Origin of the sequence: Cystobacter fuscus DSM 2262 (assembly GCF_000335475.2) — a bacterium.
GTDB classification, from domain to species: Bacteria; Myxococcota; Myxococcia; order Myxococcales; family Myxococcaceae; genus Cystobacter; species Cystobacter fuscus.
This window is the reverse complement of the sequence record NZ_ANAH02000017.1, coordinates 80378-100360: the sequence shown is the minus strand read 5'-3', so window position 1 is coordinate 100360 and position 19983 is coordinate 80378. Positions and strand designations below refer to the sequence as shown.

Below are 19983 nucleotides of genomic sequence, written 5' to 3'. Positions count from 1 at the left end.
GCCCGGTGCAACTCCTCTCGTGACGCCCTCGTCAAACACGGGTGCCAAGCCTTCCTGGCAGTGCGCCAGGCGGGCGCGTGAGACCGTCCCGCCGGAGTGCTTTCTCCAGGACGATAGTTCTAGCGGTCCCCGCTCGCGATGGGCGAGCCTCGTGGCCAGTCCACCGACCGCACGAGCAACCAGGAGCCCACATCTTCATGACCACGGCCGTCGCCTACCGCACGGAAGCGCCCCCCCCGGCAGTCTTCCCGGACATCGATGAGGAAGCCTTCGCCCGCGACCTCCAAGCCCTGCGCGTGGAGTTGGAGTCCTCCATCGGTCCCGAGGACCGCGCGCACTTCCGGAAGATCCAGCGTTGGGGTCGGGTGTGCTCGTTCCTCGGATATGCGACGTCCTGGCTGATGCCCAACCCGCTGTCCGCGCTGCTCATCGCGCAGGGCAACACGGCGCGCTGGACGATGATGGCCCACCACGTCACGCACCGGGGGTATGACCGGGTGCCCGACATGCCCGAGCACTCCACCGGCAAGCGCTTCGCCACCGGGTGGCGCCGCTTCATCGACTGGCCGGATTGGATCCACCCCGAGGCGTGGCGCCACGAGCACAACACCCTGCACCACGGGCGCACGGGCGAGACGGCGGACCCGGATCTGGTGGAGGAGAACACCGAGTGGCTGCGCCGCTCGTCCATGCCGATGTGGGCGAAGTACGGGATCGTGGCCTTCTTCGCCTGCACCTGGAAGGTGACGTACTACGCGCCCAACACCTTCTTCGAGTGGCGCCGGGCCGAGCGGCGCCGCGCGGGCGGGGCCGAGGAGTTCGGCACGCCCCCTCTGGTGACGGCCTTCAACCCGCTCACCCCCCAGGGCCGGGACTTCTGGAGCACCTGCCTGCTGCCCTACGCGGCCCTGCGCTTCGTGCTCCTGCCCGCCCTGTTCGCGCCCCTGGGCGCCTGGGCGGTGTTCAGCGTCTTCGCCAACAGCGTCCTCGCCGAGCTGCTCACCAACCTCCAGAGCTTCATGCTGATCGCCCCCAACCACGCGGGCGATGATCTCTACCGCTTCCACGGGCGCTCCGACAGCCACGCGACCTTCGCGGTGCGGCAGGTGGTGGGCTCGGCCAACTACGCCACCGGGAGCGATGGGATCGACTTCCTCCAGGGCTTCCTCAACTACCAGATCGAGCACCACCTCTGGCCGACCCTGCCCATGCGCAAGTACCAGCAGGCCCAGCCCCGGGTGAAGGCCCTGTGCGAGAAGCACGGCGTGCCCTACGTGCAGGAGAGCATCTGGCGGCGAGTGGGCAAGCTCGTCGACATCATGGTGGGGCGCGCCTCCATGCGCTCGCTGCCCACCCTGTGACACCGGTAGTCCGGACTCAGGCGGAGCGCAGCAGCACGAGGCCGGAGCAGATCATCCCCCCGGCCATCCAGCGCCAGGCGGTCGCGCGCTCCTTGAGCCAGAACACCCCCATCAGGATGCTGAACAGCACGCTCGTCTCCCTCAGCGCGGAGACGAGCGCCACCGGCGCCTGACGCATGCACCAGAGCACCAGCACATAGGCCACGTTGGACACCAGGCCGCCCCCGAGCGAGCGCAGCGCGTCGGTGCGCAGGTGCTGCTTCAAGTCCCGCCGCTGCACCAGCATCACCCCGAACCACACCACCCCGTTGGGCACCGAGGACCAGACGGCGTAGTCCAGCGCGCTGGGAGACAGGCGCGCCCCCTTCGCGTTGGCGAGGGTATAGAGCGCGGTGATGACCGCCGCGCTCAGGGCGAGACCCAGGGTGCTCGTCCCCGCGTGCCCCCCGGCGCGCATCGAATCCGCGGCCAGCAGCGCCACCCCGAGCGCGATCGCCACCACCCCGGCCAGGCCCAGCCACCCCGGCACCTCGGCGAAGAGCAGCGCGCCCGCCGCGGTGACCGTCACCGGCGCCAGGCCCCGGGTGAGCGGATAGGCGACGCTGAGCTCTCCCGTGGAGTACGCCCGCGCCAGGATGGCCTGCGTGCCGAAGCTGCCCAGGAAGCCCGCGAACATCCAGGGCCAGGCCTCTGGCGGCGGCGCCTTCACGAAGGGCAGCGCGAGGATGCACATGAACGAGCCCGCCATGGACACGGTCGCCATGCTCAGGGTGCGATCCCCGCTGGCTTTCACGGCGGCGTTCCACCCCGCATGCAATACCGCGCTCAGGAGGATGACGAGGAAGACGGTGGTCGACACGGGCACCACCTTCTCATGCGCGGAGAAACCAGGCCAGTGTTGTCAGGGTTCTAATTGATTGGCGCACCCATTGTTTTCTGCTTTCAATCCGCGCCATGAACCCGACCAACATCACACGCCGCGATTTCGTCTATCTCATGGGTCTGGGCACGACGGGAATCGTCCTGTCCTGCTCGGACGGGGAACCGACGCCGCAGCCCCAGCCCCCCGCTCCCACCGAGCTGTGGCTCTACGTGGGCACGTACACCTCGGGAGGCAGCGAGGGCATCTACCTGTGCCGGTTGGACCTGGCGACCGGTGCCCTCCAAAAGCTGGCGGTCACCCCGAACGTGGCCGAGCCGTCCTATCTGGCCCTGGATCCCAAGGGACGCTACCTGTACGCCGTCAATGAATTGGTGGAGTACGAAGGCAAGCCCAGTGGTGCCGTGAGTGCCTTTGCCATCAACGCCCAGAGCCGGGAGCTGACCTTCATCAACCGGCAGTCCTCGCAGGGCGGCGCGCCCTGCTACCTGGAAGTGGATGCGACGGGCGCCTACGTGCTGGTGGCCAACTACGTCGGCGGCAACGTCGCCGTCCTCCCCATCCTGCCGGACGGTGGACTGGGCGCCGTCGTCGACTTGAAGCAGCACCAGGATCCGCCGACGGCCCATGCCCATCAGATCCGGCTGGACGCGGCCAACCAGTACGCCCTGGCCCCGGACCTCGGACTGGACAAGATCATGATCTACCGGTTCGACGCGAAGCAGGGAAAGCTCACGCCCGGCGAGCCCGCTTCGTTCTCCACCCACGCCAAGGCGGGACCGCGCCACCTGGACTTCCACCCCAATGGGAAGTTCGCCTTCGGCATCAACGAGCTGGACTCGACGATCATCGCCTTCTCCTATGACAAGGAGCGCGGCGCGCTGACGGAACTCCAGACAGTCTCCTCCCTGCCCGAGGGCTACACCGGCACCAGCTACTGCGCGGACATCCACGTCAGCCCCGACGGCCGCTTCCTCTATGGCTCCAACCGCGGCCACGACAGCATCGTCGTGTTTGCCATTGATTCTGCGGGGAAGCTGACCCTCGTGGAGCACGTGACGGGCGGCATCAACTGGCCGCGCAACTTCGCCATCGATCCGACGGGCGCCTACCTGCTGGTGGCCAACCAGAAGGGCAACACCGTCGTCAACTTCCGGCGCGACGCGCAGACCGGACGGCTGACGTCCGTGGGCCAGCCCCTGGACCTCCCCGCCCCCACGTGCCTGCTCGTGGTTCCTCCGTCCGTCTGACTTCAGCGGCGGGAGGTCAGCGCATAGGCTTTCAGCTCCGCCGCGAGGTGATCATAGACGAGCCGCATCGGCTCGCTCGTCCGGAGGTTCTCGTGCATGACGACCCAGAGATCGAGCGAAAAGGCGAAGTCCTCCGCGAGCACATGCACGAGCGCCTCCTCCCGCCGCGCCACCCCCAGCTGACAGACACCGATCCCCGCTCCCGCCCGGATGAGGGCGAGCTGCGCGAGATCGCTGTCCGTGCGAAACGCGAACGCCTCCCGGCCCATCTGAAAGCCCATCGCCCGCAGGGTCTGGATCGACGGGGACTCCTTGTCGAAGCCAATCAACGCGTGTCCGCCCAGCTCCTCCAGGCTCCGGGGCGTCCCATGCCTCGCCAGGTAGTCGCGATGCGCGTGCAGGCCCAGGGTCGTCACGCCCACCTTGCGCGACAACAGCGCCGACTGCTCGGGCCGGACCATCCGGATGGCGATGTCCGCTTCCCGCTTCAGCAGATCCTGCGTGCGGTTGGACAGCACCAGCTCCAGCGCGATCCCCGGATGCCGCGCGCGAAACCGCGCGAGCATGGGAGGCAACACCTCCGCGCCCACCGCCTCGCTCGCGGTGAGCCGCACCGTCCCCCGCGCCCCTCCTTCCGCCCCCGAAACCGCCCGGCGCAGCGAGGCCGCCGCCGCCCGCATCGCCTCGGCATGCGGGCGGATCTCCAACGCCGCCTCCGTGGGCACCAACCCCTGGGGTGAGCGGACGAACAGGGGCGTCCCGAGCGCTTGCTCCAGGGCCTCGACATGGCGGCCAATGGTCGGCTGCGTCAGCCCCAGCGCACGCGCGGCGCCCGAGAGGCTCCCTTCGTCCAACACCGCCAGGAACGACCGGCACAGCTGCCAGTCCAGCTCGTCTGCCATACGTTTTCGTATAACAGCCCCACGGACATCGACAATTTTCCACGAGGCCGTGAAGTCCCATTCTTCACCCTGTCACCACGACGGAGGAACTCATGGCGAAGGAAAAAATCGCGTTGGTGTTGGGAGCAACCGGTGGAGTGGGCGGGGAGACGGCCGCCGCCTTGCTGTCGAAGGGCTGGAAGGTGCGTGCCCTGCACCGTGGCGCCCAGGCGGGCGGCCGGCACGCCCGGCTCGAGGGCGCGGAGTGGATCCGCGGGGATGCCCTGCGCGCCGAGGACGTCATCCAGGCCGCGCGCGGCGCCCAGCTCGTGGTCCACGCCGTCAATCCCCCGGGCTACCGGGAGTGGGAGAAGCTCGTGCTGCCCATGCTGGAGAGCAGCCTCCAGGCGGCCCGACAGGCGGGTGCCCGGCTGGTGCTCCCTGGCACCCTCTACAACTACGGCCTCGACGCGTTCCCGCTGCTGAAGGAGGACTCGCCCCAGCACCCCCACACCCGCAAGGGAAAAATCCGCGTCGCCATGGAGCGCCGCATCGAGGAGGAGGCCGCGCGCGGCACCCGCGCCCTCATCGTGCGCGCCGGTGACTTCTTCGGGCCCCACGCGGGCAACAACTGGTTCTCCCAGGGCTTCGTCAAGCCGGGCGCCCGGCCCCGGTCCATCACCAATCCCAACGTGCCCGGCGTGGGCCATGCCTGGGCCTACCTGCCCGACCTCGCCGCCACCCTGGCCGCGCTCGCCGAGCGCGAGCAGGAGCTCCCCGCCTTCGAGCGCTTCCACTTCGGCGGCCACTGGCTGGAAGACGGCGCGGAGATGAGCCGGAGCATCCTGCGCGTCCTCGGCCACCCCGCCCCGCCCGTGCGCCGGATGCCCTGGGCCCTCATGCGGCTCGCCTCGCCCTTCAACACCACGCTGCGCGAGCTGCTCGAGATGCGCTACCTCTGGCAGCACCCCGCCCGCCTCGACAACACGCGCCTGCGCGCCTTCCTCGGCCAGGAGCCCCACACGCCGCTGGATGCCGCCGTGCACCACTCCCTCCAGGCCATGGGCTGCCTGCCGGACGCCACCGAGCCCACTCCGAGCCTCAGTGCACCCAATGCAGGCCCATGGGCATCAACCCGCCCGGCCCGGTGAGCCGGCGCCAGAACCACTCCGACGAGCGCTCGAGCTCCCAGGGGAAGAAGAGATCCTCGCCCAGGTCCTCGACCCGCACCTTCACCAGGGGCTCGTGCGGGTACTGCCGGTGGGGATCGTCGTACACGAGTGCCACCACGATGCCCCACCGCCCCAGGAACCGCTTGTCCAGGGACTCCTCGGAGGCCGTGAGGGCGATGCGCATCGGCTCGCCGATGCGCACGGGCGCGCCCTCCACGTCGTGGGAGAAGATGAGTGCCGTCTGCTGGCTCATGGGGCGAAGGACCGGGGTGTGAGGAATCTGGAAACCACGAGCGTCGTGACACTGACGAGCGCCCAGGCAGACAGGTGATAGAGCAGGACATGGTGCCGCCCCTGCGCGCACGCGAGTTCCCCCACGAACGCACCCGCGGTCCCCACGGACAGGCCGCCCAGCAGCGCACGCCGCGGATGGAAGGCGGCGCCACGCAGCGCGGCGAGGGCCACGACCCCCGGCACCAGCCCCACGCCGAACTGGCTGAGGGTGCAGATCCACTCCGGCAAGGCGGAGGGCGCCTGGACGGCGTCGCGCGCGAGCACGAGCGCGGCGGCCCCCACGAGCGCCAGGCCCAGCCCGGCCCGCTGCAGCACCTGTCTCCGGGGCGCGAGCGCGGCCCGGGCACACACGGCACTGGTGGCCCACAACAAGGCCAGCACGGGCGCATGGGCCCACAGCACCTCGCTGGACGTGCGGCCCAGGGCCCACAACACCCCGGCCACCGCGACCGTCAGCGCCACCGAGACCCCGAGCAGCCGCGCCGCCTGGGTCCTCCAGCCCCGCACGGGCACGGGACGCGCCAGCTCCGCGCGCACCGCCGCCAGGGCCCGCGCCCTCGCGGCGTCATCTCCGGCAACCTCCCGGGAGAGCAATGTGTCCAGGGACGGCGCCATCATTCCCCCACCAGCCCGTCCAGCAGTTGCCGCAGCTTCTCGAACCCGCGGTGGGCCCGCACGCGCGCCGCGCTCACGCTGATGCCGCGCATCGAGGCGATCTCCTCGTAGGACCAGCCCTCGAGCTTGTGCAGGAGGATGGCCTCGCGCTGATCCGGCGACAGCCGCTGCAGCGCGTCCTCCAGGCGCTTGCGCATGCCGGGATCCGACGGGTCGGCGGTGACCGGGGCCGGAGGGGGCGCGCTGTCCCGATACGCCTCGCGGTGCTGGCGGCGGCGCAGGGCATCCCGCGCGGCGTTCGCGGCGATCGTCATCAACCAGGGGCCGAAACGCGTCCCCCGTTCGAACCGATCCCGCGAGCGGACGACCGACAAGAACGTCGTCTGCAGCAGATCCTCCGCGAGCGCACCATCACGAACCATGCGTGCCAGGAAGCCCTGCACCGCGCCGGCATGCCGGCTGAACAGGACCTCGAAAGCAGCGTGATCTCCCTCGCAGAAGCGTTCCATGAGCTCTTCGTCCGTCGCGTTCCCCATCCCCTGGCCCATCTACGTGCCACGTGGAAAAACGTTTCCGCCCTCCGTACCGGACGGAGGGGGGAAGCGTCAAACGCTCGAAATCCTTGGGGAAACGCCGCGAGAGCCCCTGGAGGAGGCTCGAGCGTCCTACTGAGCGCCGAAGTCCTGCGTCCAGTAGTGCTTGTAGGTGCTCGAGGGCGCGTAGAAGTAGCCCACGCCCAGGTTCTTGACGTTGGCGCCCATGATGTTGTTGCAGTGGCCCGTGCTCTTCATCCAGCCGTCCACCACCGCGGCGGGGGTGGCATAGCCCGCGGCGACGTTCTCCGAGGCCGCCCTCCAGACGTAGCCGGCGTTGGTCATGCGCTGCCACGGGGTGGAGCCGTTGGAGCCGTTGTGGCCCATGAAGTTGTTGGTGCCCATGTCCTGCGAGTGGACGCGGGACGCGCAGCGCAGCCGCTCGTCGAAGGTGACCGCCGGGACCGCGGGCTTGGCCACGCCACCACACGTGGCGCCCGCGGCCCGCTTCTGGTTCACCAGCTTGAGCACCTCGTCCTCGAACGCCGTCCAAGCCGTATTCCAGGTGAGCACCCCGTTACAGTACGCCGGGAGCGCCAGCGGAGCAGCCGCCGGAGACTCGGCCACCGCCGTCGTCGAGGAGGACTCTCCCATCCCCGCCTCCTGCTCCGGGGCCATTTCGCCCCCACATCCAACGGACAGGGTGGCACCCAGGACGAAAGACAACACAGAGGAAAGACGCTTCATGGATGGGCCTCGCTCGACAAATGTCGGGGATGAGTTGTGAAGACACGGGTAATAGACCAAAAACCCGCCTTCATGGCAATACGAGAATTCGATGTAGTATGCCGCCCTGGGTGGAAGCCGGAATGGCTCCCCCTCGCGGGGCGCGCATCGTACAGCGAGGCACGCCATCGTCTTCTCGAAAACAATCCCGCGCACTCGAGGCAGCTCAATCAGCAATCGACCGGGCACTCATGAGGACAAAGGGCCCGTGCGTACCGAGGCCCGGTCGAGCGCCCGCGGGGTTTGACATGGCTTGTCAAAACCGTTGCGGGAAAGACTCATCAGCGGGGGACGCTGTAGTTGGCCGGCACCCAGGTGTATCCCTTGCCATTGGCGCGCAGATGGCCGAGGCCCGGGAACGAGACGTGAGCAATGGCCACCCAGTAGCCCTGCTTCGCGGCCTCGGCGTAGGCCTTGGCGCGCTGGGCCGCCGCCGCCTTGGAATCCACGTCGAATTGGATCGTCACCGAGGGCTCGGGGAACTGCACCGCCGCCACATGCATCATGTCCCCCCAGAACACGAGCTTCTGCCCCTGGCTCTCCACCACGTAGAACGTGTGCCCCGGCGTATGGCCGGGCGCCTCCAGGGTCCTGAGGCCCGGCGCCAGTTGCGTGTTGCCCGTGAACGTCTCGAGCTGGCCCGCCTCGGCATACGGCGTCAAGGTGGCCTTCGCTTCCTGGAAGCGCGGCCTGGCGCTCTCCGGCGCCTTCTCCGCGTTGGCGGCGTTCAGCCAGTAATCCACCTCGCGCTTGTCCACGTACACGCGCGCGTTCGGGAAGACGCGCTTGCCCGCCACCACCAGGCCCCCCGAGTGGTCCGGGTGCACATGGGTGATGAGGACGGCATCGACCTGCTCGGGCTGGTAGCCCGCCGCGCGAATGCTCGTGACCAGCTGGCCCGCGGACGGTCCGATCACCTCGCCCGCCCCCGTGTCCACCAGGAACAGCTTGGAGCCCGTGTTGATCAGATAAGCGTTGATCGACGTCTCCACCGGAGAGGTGAGGTACTCGGCGGCCAGCAACGCCTCGACCCGGCCCGGCCGCACGTTCGTCAGCAGCTTCTCCACCGGCAGCGGCAGGGTGCCATCCGACAGCGCGGTGACTTCGAAGTCGCCCAACAGCATGCGGTAGAAGCCCGGCGCCTGCGTCTTCACCAACGGCGCGGCGGCCTGGGCGGGCGCCGTGAACAGCCCCCCCGTCACCGTGAGCAACGCGGCCAGCGTGGCACTCCTGGAAAGGGTGCGCATCGTCATGAAAGATCTCCTGGATGTAGGATTGCCGGACACCGTCCGGGCTCGGATGATACCGAGCGGTATCGCTTAATGATACCGACCGGTATCAGAGTCAAGGGGAAGGGATGAAGGACAAGACGATGAAGGTGCCGCCCCGGGAGCGGATCCTCGCGGCGGCCGAGGAGCTGTTCTACCGGGAAGGCATCCGGGGCGTGGGCGTGGAGGCGATCGCCGCGCGCGCGGAGACCACGAAGATGGCGCTCTACCGCCACTTCGAGTCCAAGGACGCGCTGGTAACCGAATGGCTCCGGCTCGAGGTGGCGCGCGATGAGGCCGTGCTGGAGCGGCTCGCCGCCGAGCACCCGGGAGATCCCCGCGCACAACTGCTGGGCTGGGCGAAGCACATCACCGAGCGGCTGTCGGGAGAGTCGGACCGGGGCTGCCCGTTCCTCAACTCCGTGGCGGAATTGCCCGACCGGAACCACCCCGCGCGGCAGGTGATTGAAGCCCACAAGACCGCGCAGACGCGCCGCGTGGTGGCCCTCTGCGCCCAGGCGGGCCTTGCCGATCCCGAGGCGGTCGCCAGCGAGTTCGTCTTCGTCATCGAAGGTGCCCAGGTGAGCGCCCAGAGCATGGGCACGGCGAACGCGTGCGAGCGCCTGCTGTGCATCGTGCGAAGGCTGCTCGAAGAGGAGCCCCGTCCTGCCGCGCCGCGGCGATGAGTGGGGCGCGGGCCCGCCCGCCGTGTGACGGATTCGACGATTGACAGCCCTCGCGCGGGCCCCCAACCTGCCGGTCGGCCCCGCCCTCGTCATCCCCCGAAGCCCAGGGTGGGAGCCCCTCGCAGTCCCCCTACCCCCGGAGCTACCCCATGTCCCTGTCGATGTATCAGGCCTCCATCCCCTCCCTCGTGCGCATGCTGGGCAATCTGTCGGCGATCCTCGCGAAGGCCGCCACGTATGCCGAGACGAAGAAGATCGACCCCTCCGTCTTGATCAACGCCCGGCTCGCGCCCGACATGCGGCCGCTGTCCTTCCAGATTCAGACCGCGAGCGATCTGGCCAAGGGCTGTGCCGCCCGGCTGGCGGGAATCGAGGCCCCGAGCTTCCCCGACACCGAGGCCAGCTTCCCCGAACTCCAGACACGCATCGCCAAGACGATCGAATTCCTCAACAGCGTGAGCGCGGCGCAAGTCGATGGCAGCGAGGAGCGCACCGTCACCCTCAAGATGCGCACGCAGGAAGTGCAGTTCCAAGGACAGGCCTACCTGATCTCCTTCGTGCTGCCCAACTTCTATTTCCACGTCACCACGGCCTACGCCATCCTGCGCCACAACGGCTTGGACATCGGCAAGGGGGACTTCCTCGGCGGCCGCTGAGTGAAGGGCTGAGGACCACCACGCTCAAGGTGTACAGAGCGCATCCCCCAGGGATGGCGGGTCAGCAGCTCCCTGGGGGAGAAGTGCGGTCGCCACATGCCGGCAACTCGCGCGTGTACCGCGGCTCGCGAGAAGGATTGGACGATTTCGTCCAGCGAGAAGGATTGGACGATTTCGTCCAATATGGAGCACCCATTGGATGGATTCGTCCACTCAGTAGAAGAGGGCCAGCAATTACAGACATCCCCTGAAATGCTTGTTTCTTTTTCTTACCGGCTGAATGATCCACGTGTACGAAACACTCCGAATGAGATATGGCTTCACACGCCGTCCGCCGACAGTTGCTGGGGACAGCCCTCTCTATTCGGAGCAATGCATGCGCACTGCGCTGGGTCTTTCGTTACTGGTCCTGGGGGTCAGCTTCACCATGGGATGTGGGCCTGGGCAGCCTGTCTCTGAGCCCATCACGAACACGGTGCAAGGGGAGACGATCAACTCCTCCGTGGTCAAGCTTGATTCGGGCCTGGTTCTGATGGTGGGAGGTCGGCCCAAGGAGCCACCGCCGCCGGAAGGCAACTGGGACGAGGAGACAAAGAAGAAAATGGCATTCTCGGCACTCTACGACCCCGAAAAGAATGAATGGAAGAAGACGGGGGATATCGTGCAGCCACGCCAGCTGGCCTCCGCCGTGAAGCTTTCGACGGGCGAGGTGATGTTGTCTGGAGGCAAGTGTCCTTCTTCGGGTCGCTTCATCAATGCTGTGGAGTTGTACGACCCAGTCGCGGGCACATGGAAGACCATCAGCGACTGGGAAAATCCGCGTTACGGACATCAATCCACCCTGCTGCCCTCGGGAAAAGTACTGGTGACAGGTGGACGAGTCTGGAGCAAGGCTCCCTCCGGAAAAGAGGGAGAAGCGAGTACCACCGGCGCGGAACTCTATGATCCCGCCACGCACCAGTGGAGTTCCGCGGGAGGCATGATTCAATCCATGCGTGATGCCACCTTGACCTTGTTGGGCTCGGGAGAAGTCATGGTGTTGAGCAGCCACGGCGTGGAAATCTACAACCCAGAATCCAATACGTGGCGCCGGGAAAAGGCCCCTCCTTTCGTGGCACTCCACGGTCATGCCGCGACCCACCTCGACTCTGGCGAACTCCTGGTCACTGGCGGCACCAATGGGTACAGCTTGAGTTCAACTGCCCTGTACGATCCGTCCGAGAAGACGTGGGTCGCAGGTCCCCCGCTGAACCAGGCTCATTGGAACCACAAGACAATCGCTCTCACCGGTGGGAAGGCGCTGGTCATCGGAGGCTTCGGCGACATCGAACTCTATACTCCTCCCCCCACCTCCGACACCGACTCCAAGGGGTCCTGGACCCATCTCGCCAAGACTCCGCGGCCATACAACAAGGGCAACGCCATCCTCCTGCCCAAGAACAAGGTGCTCCTCTGGGGTGCCATGGACGAGGAGCCTTCCTGGCTCCTCTTCACCCTCCCCGAGTAGGCCCTCGCCCGCGCGGACTCATCCGCGCGGGGAGGCCAGTACCTATCGGAGCAGCCGCTCGAGGTGCTCCGCCAGGTGATCCACGTGCGGCGGCCGGAGCACGCCGTGGTGGTCTCCCGGGACGTCCTCCACCGTGAGCCCGGACGGCACGAGGCCCCCCCAGCCATGGGTGGGGTCTCGCGCCGCGCCTCGCCGGGCATCCCTCGCCCGGAGCAGCACCACCCGCCCCGCGGACGGCTCGGGCGTGTACCGCGACACCGCCTGGAGGTTGGCCCGGACCACCTCCACCACCGCCCTCACCTCCTCCAACCGCGTCCCTACGGGCAGCCACCGCGCCTCCACCGCATGGCTCCACAAGGCGCGCAGCCGCTCCTCCGTCGACAGGTTCTCGAAGGACTCGGGCGTGAGCGATGACTCGTGGCCCGCGCTCCGCGCCAGATCCGCCGCGAAACCGGCGAACAGCAGCGCCTCATCCCCCTCCGGCACGGGCGACTCGGAGGGCGCGAAGCTGTCGAGCAGCACCAGCAACTCCACCTCCTGCCCCTGGCGCCGCAGCTCCCTCGCCATCTCGAACGCCACCGTCCCCCCCAAGGACCAGCCTCCGAGCAGATAGGGGCCCTCGGCCTGCACGGCGCGCACCTGCTCCACGTACCGCCGCGCCATGTCCTCCACCCGCGTGAGCGGCGCCTCGCGCCCGTCCAACCCCGTGGCCCGCAGCGCATGGAAGGGACGCCCGGTACCCAGCCGCCTCGCCAGCTCCGCGTAGCACAGCACGTTGCCTCCCACCGGATGCACCCAGAAGAAGGGCGTCCCCGTCCCCTCCGCCTGGAGCGTCACCCGGTTGCCCTCGTCCGCCCCGGGCACTCCCACGCGGGACTGGATGCGCTCGGCCAGCGCGCCCAGGTCCGGCGCCTCGAAGAGCACCCGCAGCGGAAGCTCCACCCCCAGGCGCTGCCGCACCCGCGCCACGAGCTGGGTCGCCAGCAGCGAATGCCCTCCCAGCTCGAAGAAGTTGTCGTGCAGCCCCACCCGCTCGACCTGGAGCAGCTCGCGCCAGAGCCCCGCCAGTTCGAGCGCCACCGGCTCCTCGGGCCGCACGTACCCCGGCGACGCGTGCGGCGGCTGGGCCAGCAGCGGCGTCGGCCTCCGCGTGGGCATGGGCACCTCGCCCAACAGCCGGGGAAGGGAGACCTCTGGCTGCCTCGCCACCGCCTCGAGCAGCTCCACCAGCTCCGACGCCCACCGCGCCACCGTGCCCTCTTCGAACAGGCTGGCGTCGTAGTCGAACAGCCCGCGCAGCCCTCCCGCCGCGTCCTCCTCGAAGAACAGGGAGAGATCGAACTTCGCTCCCCCCGCCACTGCCTCGAGCGCCGTGAGCGTGAGCCCCGGAAGCTCCAGCCGCTCGCGGGGCTGGTTCTGCAACGAGAACATCACCTGGAAGAGCGGCGTGTGGCGCACGTCCCGCACGGGCCGCAACTCCTCCACCAGCTTCTCGAAGGGCACGTCCTGGTGCGCGTACGCCCCCAACGCCACCTCCCTCACCCGCGCCAGCACCTCCCGGAACGTCGGCGCCCCACCCACCCGCGTCCTCAACACCAGCGTGTTCACGAAGAAGCCGATCAGCCCCTCCACCTCCGCCCGCGTGCGCCCCGCCACCGGCGAGCCCACCACGATGTCCTCCTGCCCACTCCACCGGCCGAGCAACACCTGGAAGCCCCCCAGCAGCACCATGAACAGGCTGCACCCCTCGCGTCGCCCCAGCGCTCGGAGCGGCTCCACCACCGCCTCCGGTACGACGAACGTGTGCGCGCCCGCGCGCGACTCCGGCCGGGCGGGCCGCGGCCTGTCCAGCGGGAGGTTCAACACCGGAGGGCTGCCCGCCAGGTGCTCGCGCCAGTACGCCAACTGCGCCTCCAACACCTCCCCCTGGAGCCACTCGCGCTGCCAGCGCGCGTAGTCCGCGTACTGCACCGGCAGCTCCGCCAGCGGGCCCGGCTCCCCTCGCGACGCGGCCCCATACAGCGCCGCCAGCTCGCGCACGAAGACGCCCATGGACCAGCCATCCGTGACGATGTGGTGCATCGTCATCAACAACACGTGCTCGTCCGGCGCCAGGCGCAACAGCGTCGTCCTCCAGAGTGGCCCGCGTGCGAGCGAGAACGGCTCGCGGGCCTCGCGCTCCGCCAGTCGGTGCACCTCCGCCTCGCGCGCCTCCTCCGGCAGCCCCGAGAGGTCCACCCGCCCGAGCGACACCGCCCCCCGCTCCTCCACGCGCGCCACCGGCCGTCCTTCCACCTCACCGAACGTCGTGCGCAGCACCTCGTGCCGCTGGAGGATCGCCGTCAGCCCCCGCTCCAATGCCGGGAGATCCAACGTCCCCGTCAGCCGCACCGCGTACGGGATGTTGTAGGTCGCGCGCCCGGGCTGGAGCCGATCCAGGAACCACAGCCGCTGCTGCGCGAAGCTCAGCGGCACCTCCCCCTCGGGACGCCGAACCAGGAGAGGTGGTGCCGGCAGCCGCGCCGCCCTCCGGGGAGACGCCTCCACCCGCCGGGCCAGTGCCTCCAGCAGGGGCGAGTCGAAGACGGCGCGCAGCGGCAACTCCACCGCGAACGTGCTCCGGATACGGGACACGAGCCGCGTGGCCAGCAGCGAGTGTCCGCCCAGCTCGAAGAAGGAATCCGTCGCCCCCACGCGCTCCACGCCCAGCGTCGCGGCCCACAGCTCCGCGAGCCGCCGCTCGGTGTCCGTCCGCGGCGGGACGAAGCCCTCGCTCCGCGAGAGCCCTCCGGGCAACGGCAGCGCCTGGCGATCCACCTTGCCACTCGGCGTGAGCGGGAAGGAAGGCAGGCTCATGACGGCCGCGGGCACCCAGGCCTCGGGCAGCCGAGCCACGAGGACGGAACGGAGCGCGGCACCATCCACCCCGGCCCCCGCCACCACGTAGGCCACCAGCCGCTGATCCCCCGGCCCGTACTCGCGCACGACGGCGACCGCGTCCCGCACGTCCGGCTGCTCCCGCAGCACCGCTTCCACCTCGCCCAGCTCGATGCGGTAGCCGCGCAGCTTCACCTGGAAGTCCACGCGCCCGAGGAACTCCACCGTCCCATCCACCCGCCACCGGGCCCGGTCTCCCGTCCGGTACAGCCGGGCTCCGGGTTCGCTCCCGAAGCCATCCGGCACGAAGCGCTCCGCCGTCACGTCCGGACGGCCGAGATAGCCACGCGCCAGCCCCGCGCCCCCGATGTACAGCTCTCCCGCCACCCCCACGCCCACCGGCCGTCCGTGCCCATCCAGGACGTACAGCCGCACGTTGTCGATGGGCCGTCCCAACACGGGGCGCTCGTGCGCTCCCCCGATGAGGCACACCGTCGCGTCCACCGTGCACTCGGTGGGTCCGTAGACGTTGAAGGCCCGCACCCGCCGCGCGGCGCCCAGCCGCCGCCACAGCGCCTCGGAGATGGCCTCGCCGCCAATCAACAGCGTGAGCCCGCGCGAGGTCTCCTCCAGCCAGCCCGTCTCCACCAGCAACAGGAGCTGGGAGGGCGTGCAGTCGAAGACATCTATCCGCTGCCGCTCCAGGTACTCGCGCAGCGCCTCACCGTCGAAGCGCACCTCCTCCGGCGTCAGGTCCAGCACGTGGCCCTTCAACAGTTGGAAGAGCTGCTTCACCGACGTGTCGAAGGACACCGAGCCGTTGACGCTCACGCGCCGCGCCGGCTCCAGTGATGCGTACACCTCGCGGTGCAGCGCCTCGATGAGGTTGACCACCGCGCCCTGGCGCACCATCACCGCCCGGGGCTGGCCCGTGCTGCCCGACGTGTAGATGGCGTAGGCGAGGTGCTCCGCTCCCGCGCCTCCCACGACGGGAGTCTCCGGCCAGGCCTCCGGGGCCTCCGCGTCCAGCCGCAGCAGCCGGACTCCCGGCCCCACGAGCCCCTGGGCCACCTCGCCCGCCGTCACCACCACGCCCGCCCCCGAGTCCGCCACCATGTAGCGCAGCCGCTCGGGTGGATACGCCGGATCCAACGGCACGTACGCGCCGCCCGCCTTGAGGATGCCCCAGAGCCCCACCACCAGCTCCAGCGAGCGCTCCACGCACAGGCCCACGCACACGTCCGGGCCCACCCCCAGCCGGCGCAACCGGTGCGCCACCTGGTTGGCCCGCGAGTCCAACTCGCCATAGGTGAGCCGCTCGGCCCCCATCACCACCGCCAGCGCCTCCGGTGCCCGCCGCACCCGCGCCTCGAACAACGCCGCGAGCCCCTCGCTTCCCCCGCGCGCCACCGCCGTCGCGTTCCACTCCCGCAGCACCCGGCCGCGCTCCGCCTCGTCCAGCGGAGACAGTTCCACCACCGGGCGCCCGGCGTCCTCCACCATGCGGGCGAGCAGCGTCAGCAGGTGCCCCAGCATCCGCTCCGCGTCCGCCCCGTCGATGCGGCGCTCGTCATGGAAGAGGTGCAGCCTCACCTCCTCGTTCGTCTCCGCGATGAGCGTCAGCGGGAAGGTGTCCAGCTCGTGGCCCCTCACGTCGCGGATCTCCAGCGCCGCCTGTGCTCCGGCGGCGGCGTCCATCGGGTAGTTCTCCACGACGGCCAGCGTCTCGAAGAGCGGCGTGCCCTGCGGCACCTCCCCCCAGCGATGGACCTCCACCAGCGGCGTGTAGTCGTACTGCCGCATCTCCACGAGCCACGCCTGGAGCTCGCGCAGCCACTCCCCCACGGCCTTGCCTCGCGGCACCCGCACGCGCACGGGCAAGGTGTTGATGAACAACCCCACCATTTCCTCCACGCCCGGCAAGGACGCGGGACGACCCGACATCGTGCAGCCGAAGACCACGTCGTCCTCTCCCGCGTGGTGGCGCAGCAACAGTGCCCAGGCCCCCTGGATGCACGTGCCCAGCGTCACCTGCTGGCGGCGCGAGAAGGCCCGGAACGCCGCGGCGGCCTCGGGCTCCAGCCGCACGTGCCACTCCCGGCGCACCGGGCCTCCCTCCGGCGGGGCGCCGCGATCCGCTCCCACCCGTGTGGGCGAGGTGAAGCCCGCGAGCGACCGGCGCCAGAACGCCTCCGCCGCCTCCAGGTCCCTGCGCCTCAACCAGTCGATGAAGTCCCGGTAGGGACGCGGCTCGGGCAGGGAGAGCACCTCGCCCCGGCTCAGCGCGCCGTAGCGGCCGAACACCTCGCCCATCACCCGCGGCACCGACCAGCCATCCAACAACAGGTGCGAGTAGCTCCACACGAAGTGCCACACCCGCTCCCCGGTGCGCAGCACGGCGAGCCGCATCAACGGCGCCCGCTCCAGCTCGAAGCCCCGCCGCCGATCCGCTTCCACCCACGCCGCGAGCCGGGCCCCGTGCTCCGAGGCGGGCACCTCCCTCCAGTCCTCCGAGTGGAGCGAAAACCGGACGTCGCGCAGCACCACCTGCACCGGAGTCTCCAGCCCATCCCAGAAGAAGGCGGTGCGCAGCTGGGCATGCCGCGCCACCGTCTCCCGCCAGGCCCGGGCCACGGCCGTCACGTCCAGCTCTCCGTGCACCGCCCAGGACATCTGGTTGAGGTAGACGCCCGCGCTCGTGTCACGCAACACGTGGAAGAGCAGCCCCTGCTGGAGCGGGGAGAGCGCGTACACGTCCTCGATGTTCCGCCGCAGCCGGGCCTCCCCCCGCGTCACCCGCTCCACCAGGGAGTCCAGCTCCCGGTGCCCGAGCGCCGCGAGCGGGAAGTCGGACGGCGTGAAGCCCCCCGCGTCCTCCCGTGTGCACCGGGCGATCAGCGTCCGCAGCGCGCGCAGGAAGTCCCGGGCGAGCGCCTCGATGGTGCCGCGCTGGTGCACCGTCTCGCTGTACGTCCAGGAGAGCTGGAGACGGCCCTGGGACACGATGGCACCGACATCGATCAGGTGGCGGCGCCGGGTTCCGCCCGACCAGGTAGGCCCCACCGACTCGGAGTCCATCGAGACCGGCGAGCCCTCGGGCAGCACGTGGTCGAGCTGGCCCAGGTAGTTGAAGGAGACCTCGGCATCGGGAAGGGCCCGCAGCCCGGGCTCGCGGGACAGGTAGCGCAACACGCCGAAGCCCACGCCGCGCCGGGGCAGCCGCCGCAGCGTCTCCTTGACGCTCACGAGTCCCGCCTCCGGAGGCGCGCCGTCCGCCGTCTCCAGCAATACCGGGAAGAGGCTGGTGAACCACCCCACGGTGCGCGACACGTCCACGCCCTCGAGCATGTCCTCGCGGCCGTGTCCCTCCAGGTCCACGAGCAGCACGGGCGAGCCCGTCCACCGCCGGAAGCTCTCCGCCAGCGCGGTGAGCAGCACCTCCTCCACGCGTGTCCTCCAGGCCCGCGGCACCTCGTGGAGCAACGCCCGCGTCTCCTCGGCGTCGAGCTCCATGCCCACCTGGCGCGAGGACGCCACCGTGTCATCGCCTCCCGGCAGATCCACCGGCAGGCGCGCGACCCGCTCCCACCGCAGTCCCAACCAGTAGCCGGCCTCCTCGCGCGCGGCGCGAGTCCCCGCCCAGGCCTCCAACCGTTCCGCCCACTGCCGGAAGGACGTCGTCTTCGGAGGCAGTTGGACGGCACGTCCCTCGCGAAGCTGGTGCCAGGCGGTGAGCAGGTCCGTCAGCAACACCCGCCACGACACACCGTCCACCACGAGGTGGTGGATGACCAGCAGCAACCGCCCCGGCTCGCCCCCCCCCAGGTCGAACAGCACCGCGCGCGCGACGCTCCCACCCGCCAGGTCCAACGACACCTGCGCCCGCGTGGCATGGGCCTCCAGGGCCGCGCCGCGCTCACCCGGCGCGACTCCGGACAGGTCCACCCGCTCCAACGGGAACCGGCCCTCACCGCCCGCGTTCTCCTGGCGCCAGCCCCCGCCGTCCCGCGTGAAGCGCATCCGCAGCGCGTCATGGTGCAGGTACAGGTGCTGGAGGGCCCGCTCCAGCAGCCCCACGTCCATGGGCTCGCCCAGGGAGAAGAGCAGCGCCTGATTATAATGATGCGGCTCCGGCGACTCCTGCTCGAGGAACCAGTGCTGGATGGGCGTGAGCACCACCGGGCCCGTCACCAGGGATTGCTCGGCCACCACTCCGGGCGTCGAGCCCGCCACCGCCGCGAGCCGGGCCACCGTCGGATGGGAGAAGAGCTGCCGGGCCGTGACGTGCAGACCCGCCTGCGCCGCCCGCGAGATGATCTGGATGGCGAGGATGGAGTCACCTCCCAGCTCGAAGAAGTCATCGTGGATGCCCACGTGCTCGTGCCCGAGCACCCGGGCCCACACCTCGGCCAGGGACTGCTCCACGGGCGTGCGCGGGGCGACGCTCGGCGTCGCGGCCGTGTCCCGGGCTCGCTCCGGCGCGGGCAGCGCCCGGCGATCCAGCTTGCCGCTCGTCGTGTAGGGCAGCGCGTCCAGGACCACGAAGGCCCCGGGAATCATGTACTCCGGCAACCGCTCGCGCAGCCGCTCGCGCCACTCGCGCGCGGAAGGCGCTGGCCCCTCCGCCTCAGGCACCACGTAGGCCACCAGCCGTTGATCTCCCGGCCCGTACTGACGCACCAGCGCCACCGCGTCGCGCACGCGCGGCTGCTCCCTCAGCACCGCCGCCACCTCCCCCAGCTCGATGCGGAACCCGCGCAGCTTCACCTGATCATCGGAGCGTCCGAAGAACTCCAGCTGGCCATCCGGCAGCCATCGCACCACGTCGCCCGTGCGGTACAGGCGCGCGCCCGGGGCCGCGCCGAAGGGATCCGGGATGAAGCGCTCGGCCGTCAGCTCCGGACGTCCGAGATAGCCCCGCGTCACGCCCGCGCCCCCGATGTACAGCTCTCCGCGCACCCCCGGGGCCACGGGCTTCAGCTCCGCGTCGAGCACGTACGCCGTCGCTCCCGCGAGCGGCCGTCCAATGGGCACCACGGGCGAGCCCGGCGGGCACTCGGCGGCCGTCGCGTAGATGGAGACCTCCGTCGGTCCGTACGCGTTGACGAACCGCCGCCCCACGCCCCAGCGCGCGGGAAGGCGGGGTCCACACGCCTCGCCCGCCACCATCATCGACTCCAGGGCGGGCAACGCCTCCACGGGCGTCACCTCCAACAC

At 69.9% G+C, this 19983-nt stretch carries 14 protein-coding genes (1 of these 14 running past the window's edge); 6 read left to right on the top strand and 8 right to left on the bottom strand.

Annotated elements, in window-relative coordinates; translation table 11 throughout:
* Positions 1 to 197: 197 nt before the first annotated feature.
* Positions 198 to 1361, top strand: a complete 1164-nt coding sequence (locus D187_RS27740) for a fatty acid desaturase family protein (protein ID WP_002632223.1) — start codon at positions 198 to 200, stop codon at positions 1359 to 1361.
* A 16-nt stretch (positions 1362 to 1377) separates the two neighbouring features.
* Here the strand turns inward: D187_RS27740 and D187_RS27735 are convergent, their stop codons facing one another.
* On the bottom strand, positions 1378 to 2220 hold the full coding sequence (locus D187_RS27735; RefSeq protein ID WP_043431754.1) for a GRP family sugar transporter: 843 nt from the start codon (positions 2218 to 2220) through the stop codon (positions 1378 to 1380).
* A 95-nt stretch (positions 2221 to 2315) separates the two neighbouring features.
* Here D187_RS27735 and D187_RS27730 point away from each other — a divergent pair, with 95 nt between their 5' ends.
* On the top strand, positions 2316 to 3491 hold the full coding sequence (locus tag D187_RS27730) for a lactonase family protein (protein WP_002632225.1): 1176 nt from the start codon (positions 2316 to 2318) through the stop codon (positions 3489 to 3491).
* Positions 3492 to 3493: 2 nt separating this feature from the next.
* Here the strand turns inward: D187_RS27730 and D187_RS27725 are convergent, their stop codons facing one another.
* Positions 3494 to 4393 carry a LysR family transcriptional regulator gene (locus D187_RS27725; protein WP_002632226.1) on the bottom strand — a complete coding sequence of 300 codons (900 nt, stop codon included), beginning with the start codon at positions 4391 to 4393 and terminating at the stop codon, positions 3494 to 3496.
* Positions 4394 to 4485: 92 nt separating this feature from the next.
* Between D187_RS27725 and D187_RS27720 the strand changes: the two genes are divergently transcribed.
* Positions 4486 to 5523, top strand: a complete 1038-nt coding sequence (locus tag D187_RS27720; RefSeq protein WP_002632227.1) for an NAD-dependent epimerase/dehydratase family protein — start codon at positions 4486 to 4488, stop codon at positions 5521 to 5523.
* Here D187_RS27720 and D187_RS27715 read toward each other — a convergent pair.
* The 5 genes from D187_RS27715 to D187_RS27695 all read right to left on the bottom strand — a co-directional run bounded on the left by D187_RS27715 (position 5474) and on the right by D187_RS27695 (position 9025).
* The gene (locus D187_RS27715; RefSeq protein WP_002632228.1) at positions 5474 to 5797 is read right to left on the bottom strand and encodes a hypothetical protein; all 324 of its coding nucleotides are present in this window, start codon (positions 5795 to 5797) and stop codon (positions 5474 to 5476) included. The two genes, D187_RS27720 and D187_RS27715, sit on opposite strands and share 50 nt — an antisense overlap.
* Positions 5794 to 6456, bottom strand: a complete 663-nt coding sequence (locus D187_RS27710) for a hypothetical protein (RefSeq protein ID WP_002632229.1) — start codon at positions 6454 to 6456, stop codon at positions 5794 to 5796. Before D187_RS27710 ends, D187_RS27715 begins: the two co-directional genes overlap by 4 nt.
* The gene (locus tag D187_RS27705) at positions 6453 to 6989 is read right to left on the bottom strand and encodes an RNA polymerase sigma factor (RefSeq protein WP_043431721.1); all 537 of its coding nucleotides are present in this window, start codon (positions 6987 to 6989) and stop codon (positions 6453 to 6455) included. The genes D187_RS27710 and D187_RS27705 overlap by 4 nt, the downstream gene beginning before the upstream one ends.
* A 129-nt stretch (positions 6990 to 7118) precedes the next feature.
* Complete coding sequence (locus D187_RS27700; RefSeq protein ID WP_020918322.1) at positions 7119 to 7640, bottom strand: CAP domain-containing protein; 522 nt, start codon at positions 7638 to 7640, stop codon at positions 7119 to 7121.
* A 413-nt stretch (positions 7641 to 8053) separates the two neighbouring features.
* A complete protein-coding gene (locus D187_RS27695) occupies positions 8054 to 9025 on the bottom strand; it encodes an MBL fold metallo-hydrolase (protein ID WP_002628877.1) in 972 nt (323 codons plus the stop codon).
* A gap of 104 nt (positions 9026 to 9129) precedes the next feature.
* Between D187_RS27695 and D187_RS27690 the strand changes: the two genes are divergently transcribed.
* From D187_RS27690 to D187_RS27680, 3 genes are all read left to right on the top strand, one after another.
* Positions 9130 to 9726, top strand: coding sequence for a TetR/AcrR family transcriptional regulator (locus D187_RS27690; protein WP_002628878.1), 597 nt, complete (start codon positions 9130 to 9132; stop codon positions 9724 to 9726).
* Positions 9727 to 9875: 149 nt separating this feature from the next.
* The gene (locus D187_RS27685; protein ID WP_002628879.1) at positions 9876 to 10382 is read left to right on the top strand and encodes a DUF1993 domain-containing protein; all 507 of its coding nucleotides are present in this window, start codon (positions 9876 to 9878) and stop codon (positions 10380 to 10382) included.
* A 376-nt stretch (positions 10383 to 10758) separates the two neighbouring features.
* Positions 10759 to 11889: a Kelch repeat-containing protein gene (locus D187_RS27680; RefSeq protein ID WP_162159690.1), complete on the top strand. Its 1131-nt coding sequence runs from the start codon at positions 10759 to 10761 to the stop codon at positions 11887 to 11889.
* Between the two features lie 42 nt (positions 11890 to 11931).
* On the opposite strand, the gene D187_RS27675 is transcribed toward D187_RS27680, so the two are convergent.
* Positions 11932 to 19983: the 3' portion of a non-ribosomal peptide synthase/polyketide synthase gene (locus tag D187_RS27675; protein ID WP_002628881.1), read on the bottom strand. Its footprint extends 6681 nt past the window's final position; only the last 8052 of its 14733 coding nucleotides appear in the window; the start codon falls outside the window, past its right edge; the stop codon is at positions 11932 to 11934.

Bases quoted from the DNA above. Each gene is read 5' to 3' on its own strand.
- D187_RS27740 (WP_002632223.1), top strand. From the start codon at position 198: ATGACCACGGCCGTCGCCTACCGCACGGAAGCGCCCCCCCCGGCAGTC.
- D187_RS27730 (WP_002632225.1), top strand. From the start codon at position 2,316: ATGAACCCGACCAACATCACACGCCGCGATTTCGTCTATCTCATGGGT.
- D187_RS27725 (WP_002632226.1), bottom strand. From the start codon at position 4,393: ATGGCAGACGAGCTGGACTGGCAGCTGTGCCGGTCGTTCCTGGCGGTG.
- D187_RS27720 (WP_002632227.1), top strand. From the start codon at position 4,486: ATGGCGAAGGAAAAAATCGCGTTGGTGTTGGGAGCAACCGGTGGAGTG.
- D187_RS27715 (WP_002632228.1), bottom strand. From the start codon at position 5,797: ATGAGCCAGCAGACGGCACTCATCTTCTCCCACGACGTGGAGGGCGCG.
- D187_RS27710 (WP_002632229.1), bottom strand. From the start codon at position 6,456: ATGATGGCGCCGTCCCTGGACACATTGCTCTCCCGGGAGGTTGCCGGA.
- D187_RS27705 (WP_043431721.1), bottom strand. From the start codon at position 6,989: ATGGGGAACGCGACGGACGAAGAGCTCATGGAACGCTTCTGCGAGGGA.
- D187_RS27700 (WP_020918322.1), bottom strand. From the start codon at position 7,640: ATGGGAGAGTCCTCCTCGACGACGGCGGTGGCCGAGTCTCCGGCGGCT.
- D187_RS27695 (WP_002628877.1), bottom strand. From the start codon at position 9,025: ATGACGATGCGCACCCTTTCCAGGAGTGCCACGCTGGCCGCGTTGCTC.
- D187_RS27690 (WP_002628878.1), top strand. From the start codon at position 9,130: ATGAAGGACAAGACGATGAAGGTGCCGCCCCGGGAGCGGATCCTCGCG.
- D187_RS27685 (WP_002628879.1), top strand. From the start codon at position 9,876: ATGTCCCTGTCGATGTATCAGGCCTCCATCCCCTCCCTCGTGCGCATG.
- D187_RS27680 (WP_162159690.1), top strand. From the start codon at position 10,759: ATGCGCACTGCGCTGGGTCTTTCGTTACTGGTCCTGGGGGTCAGCTTC.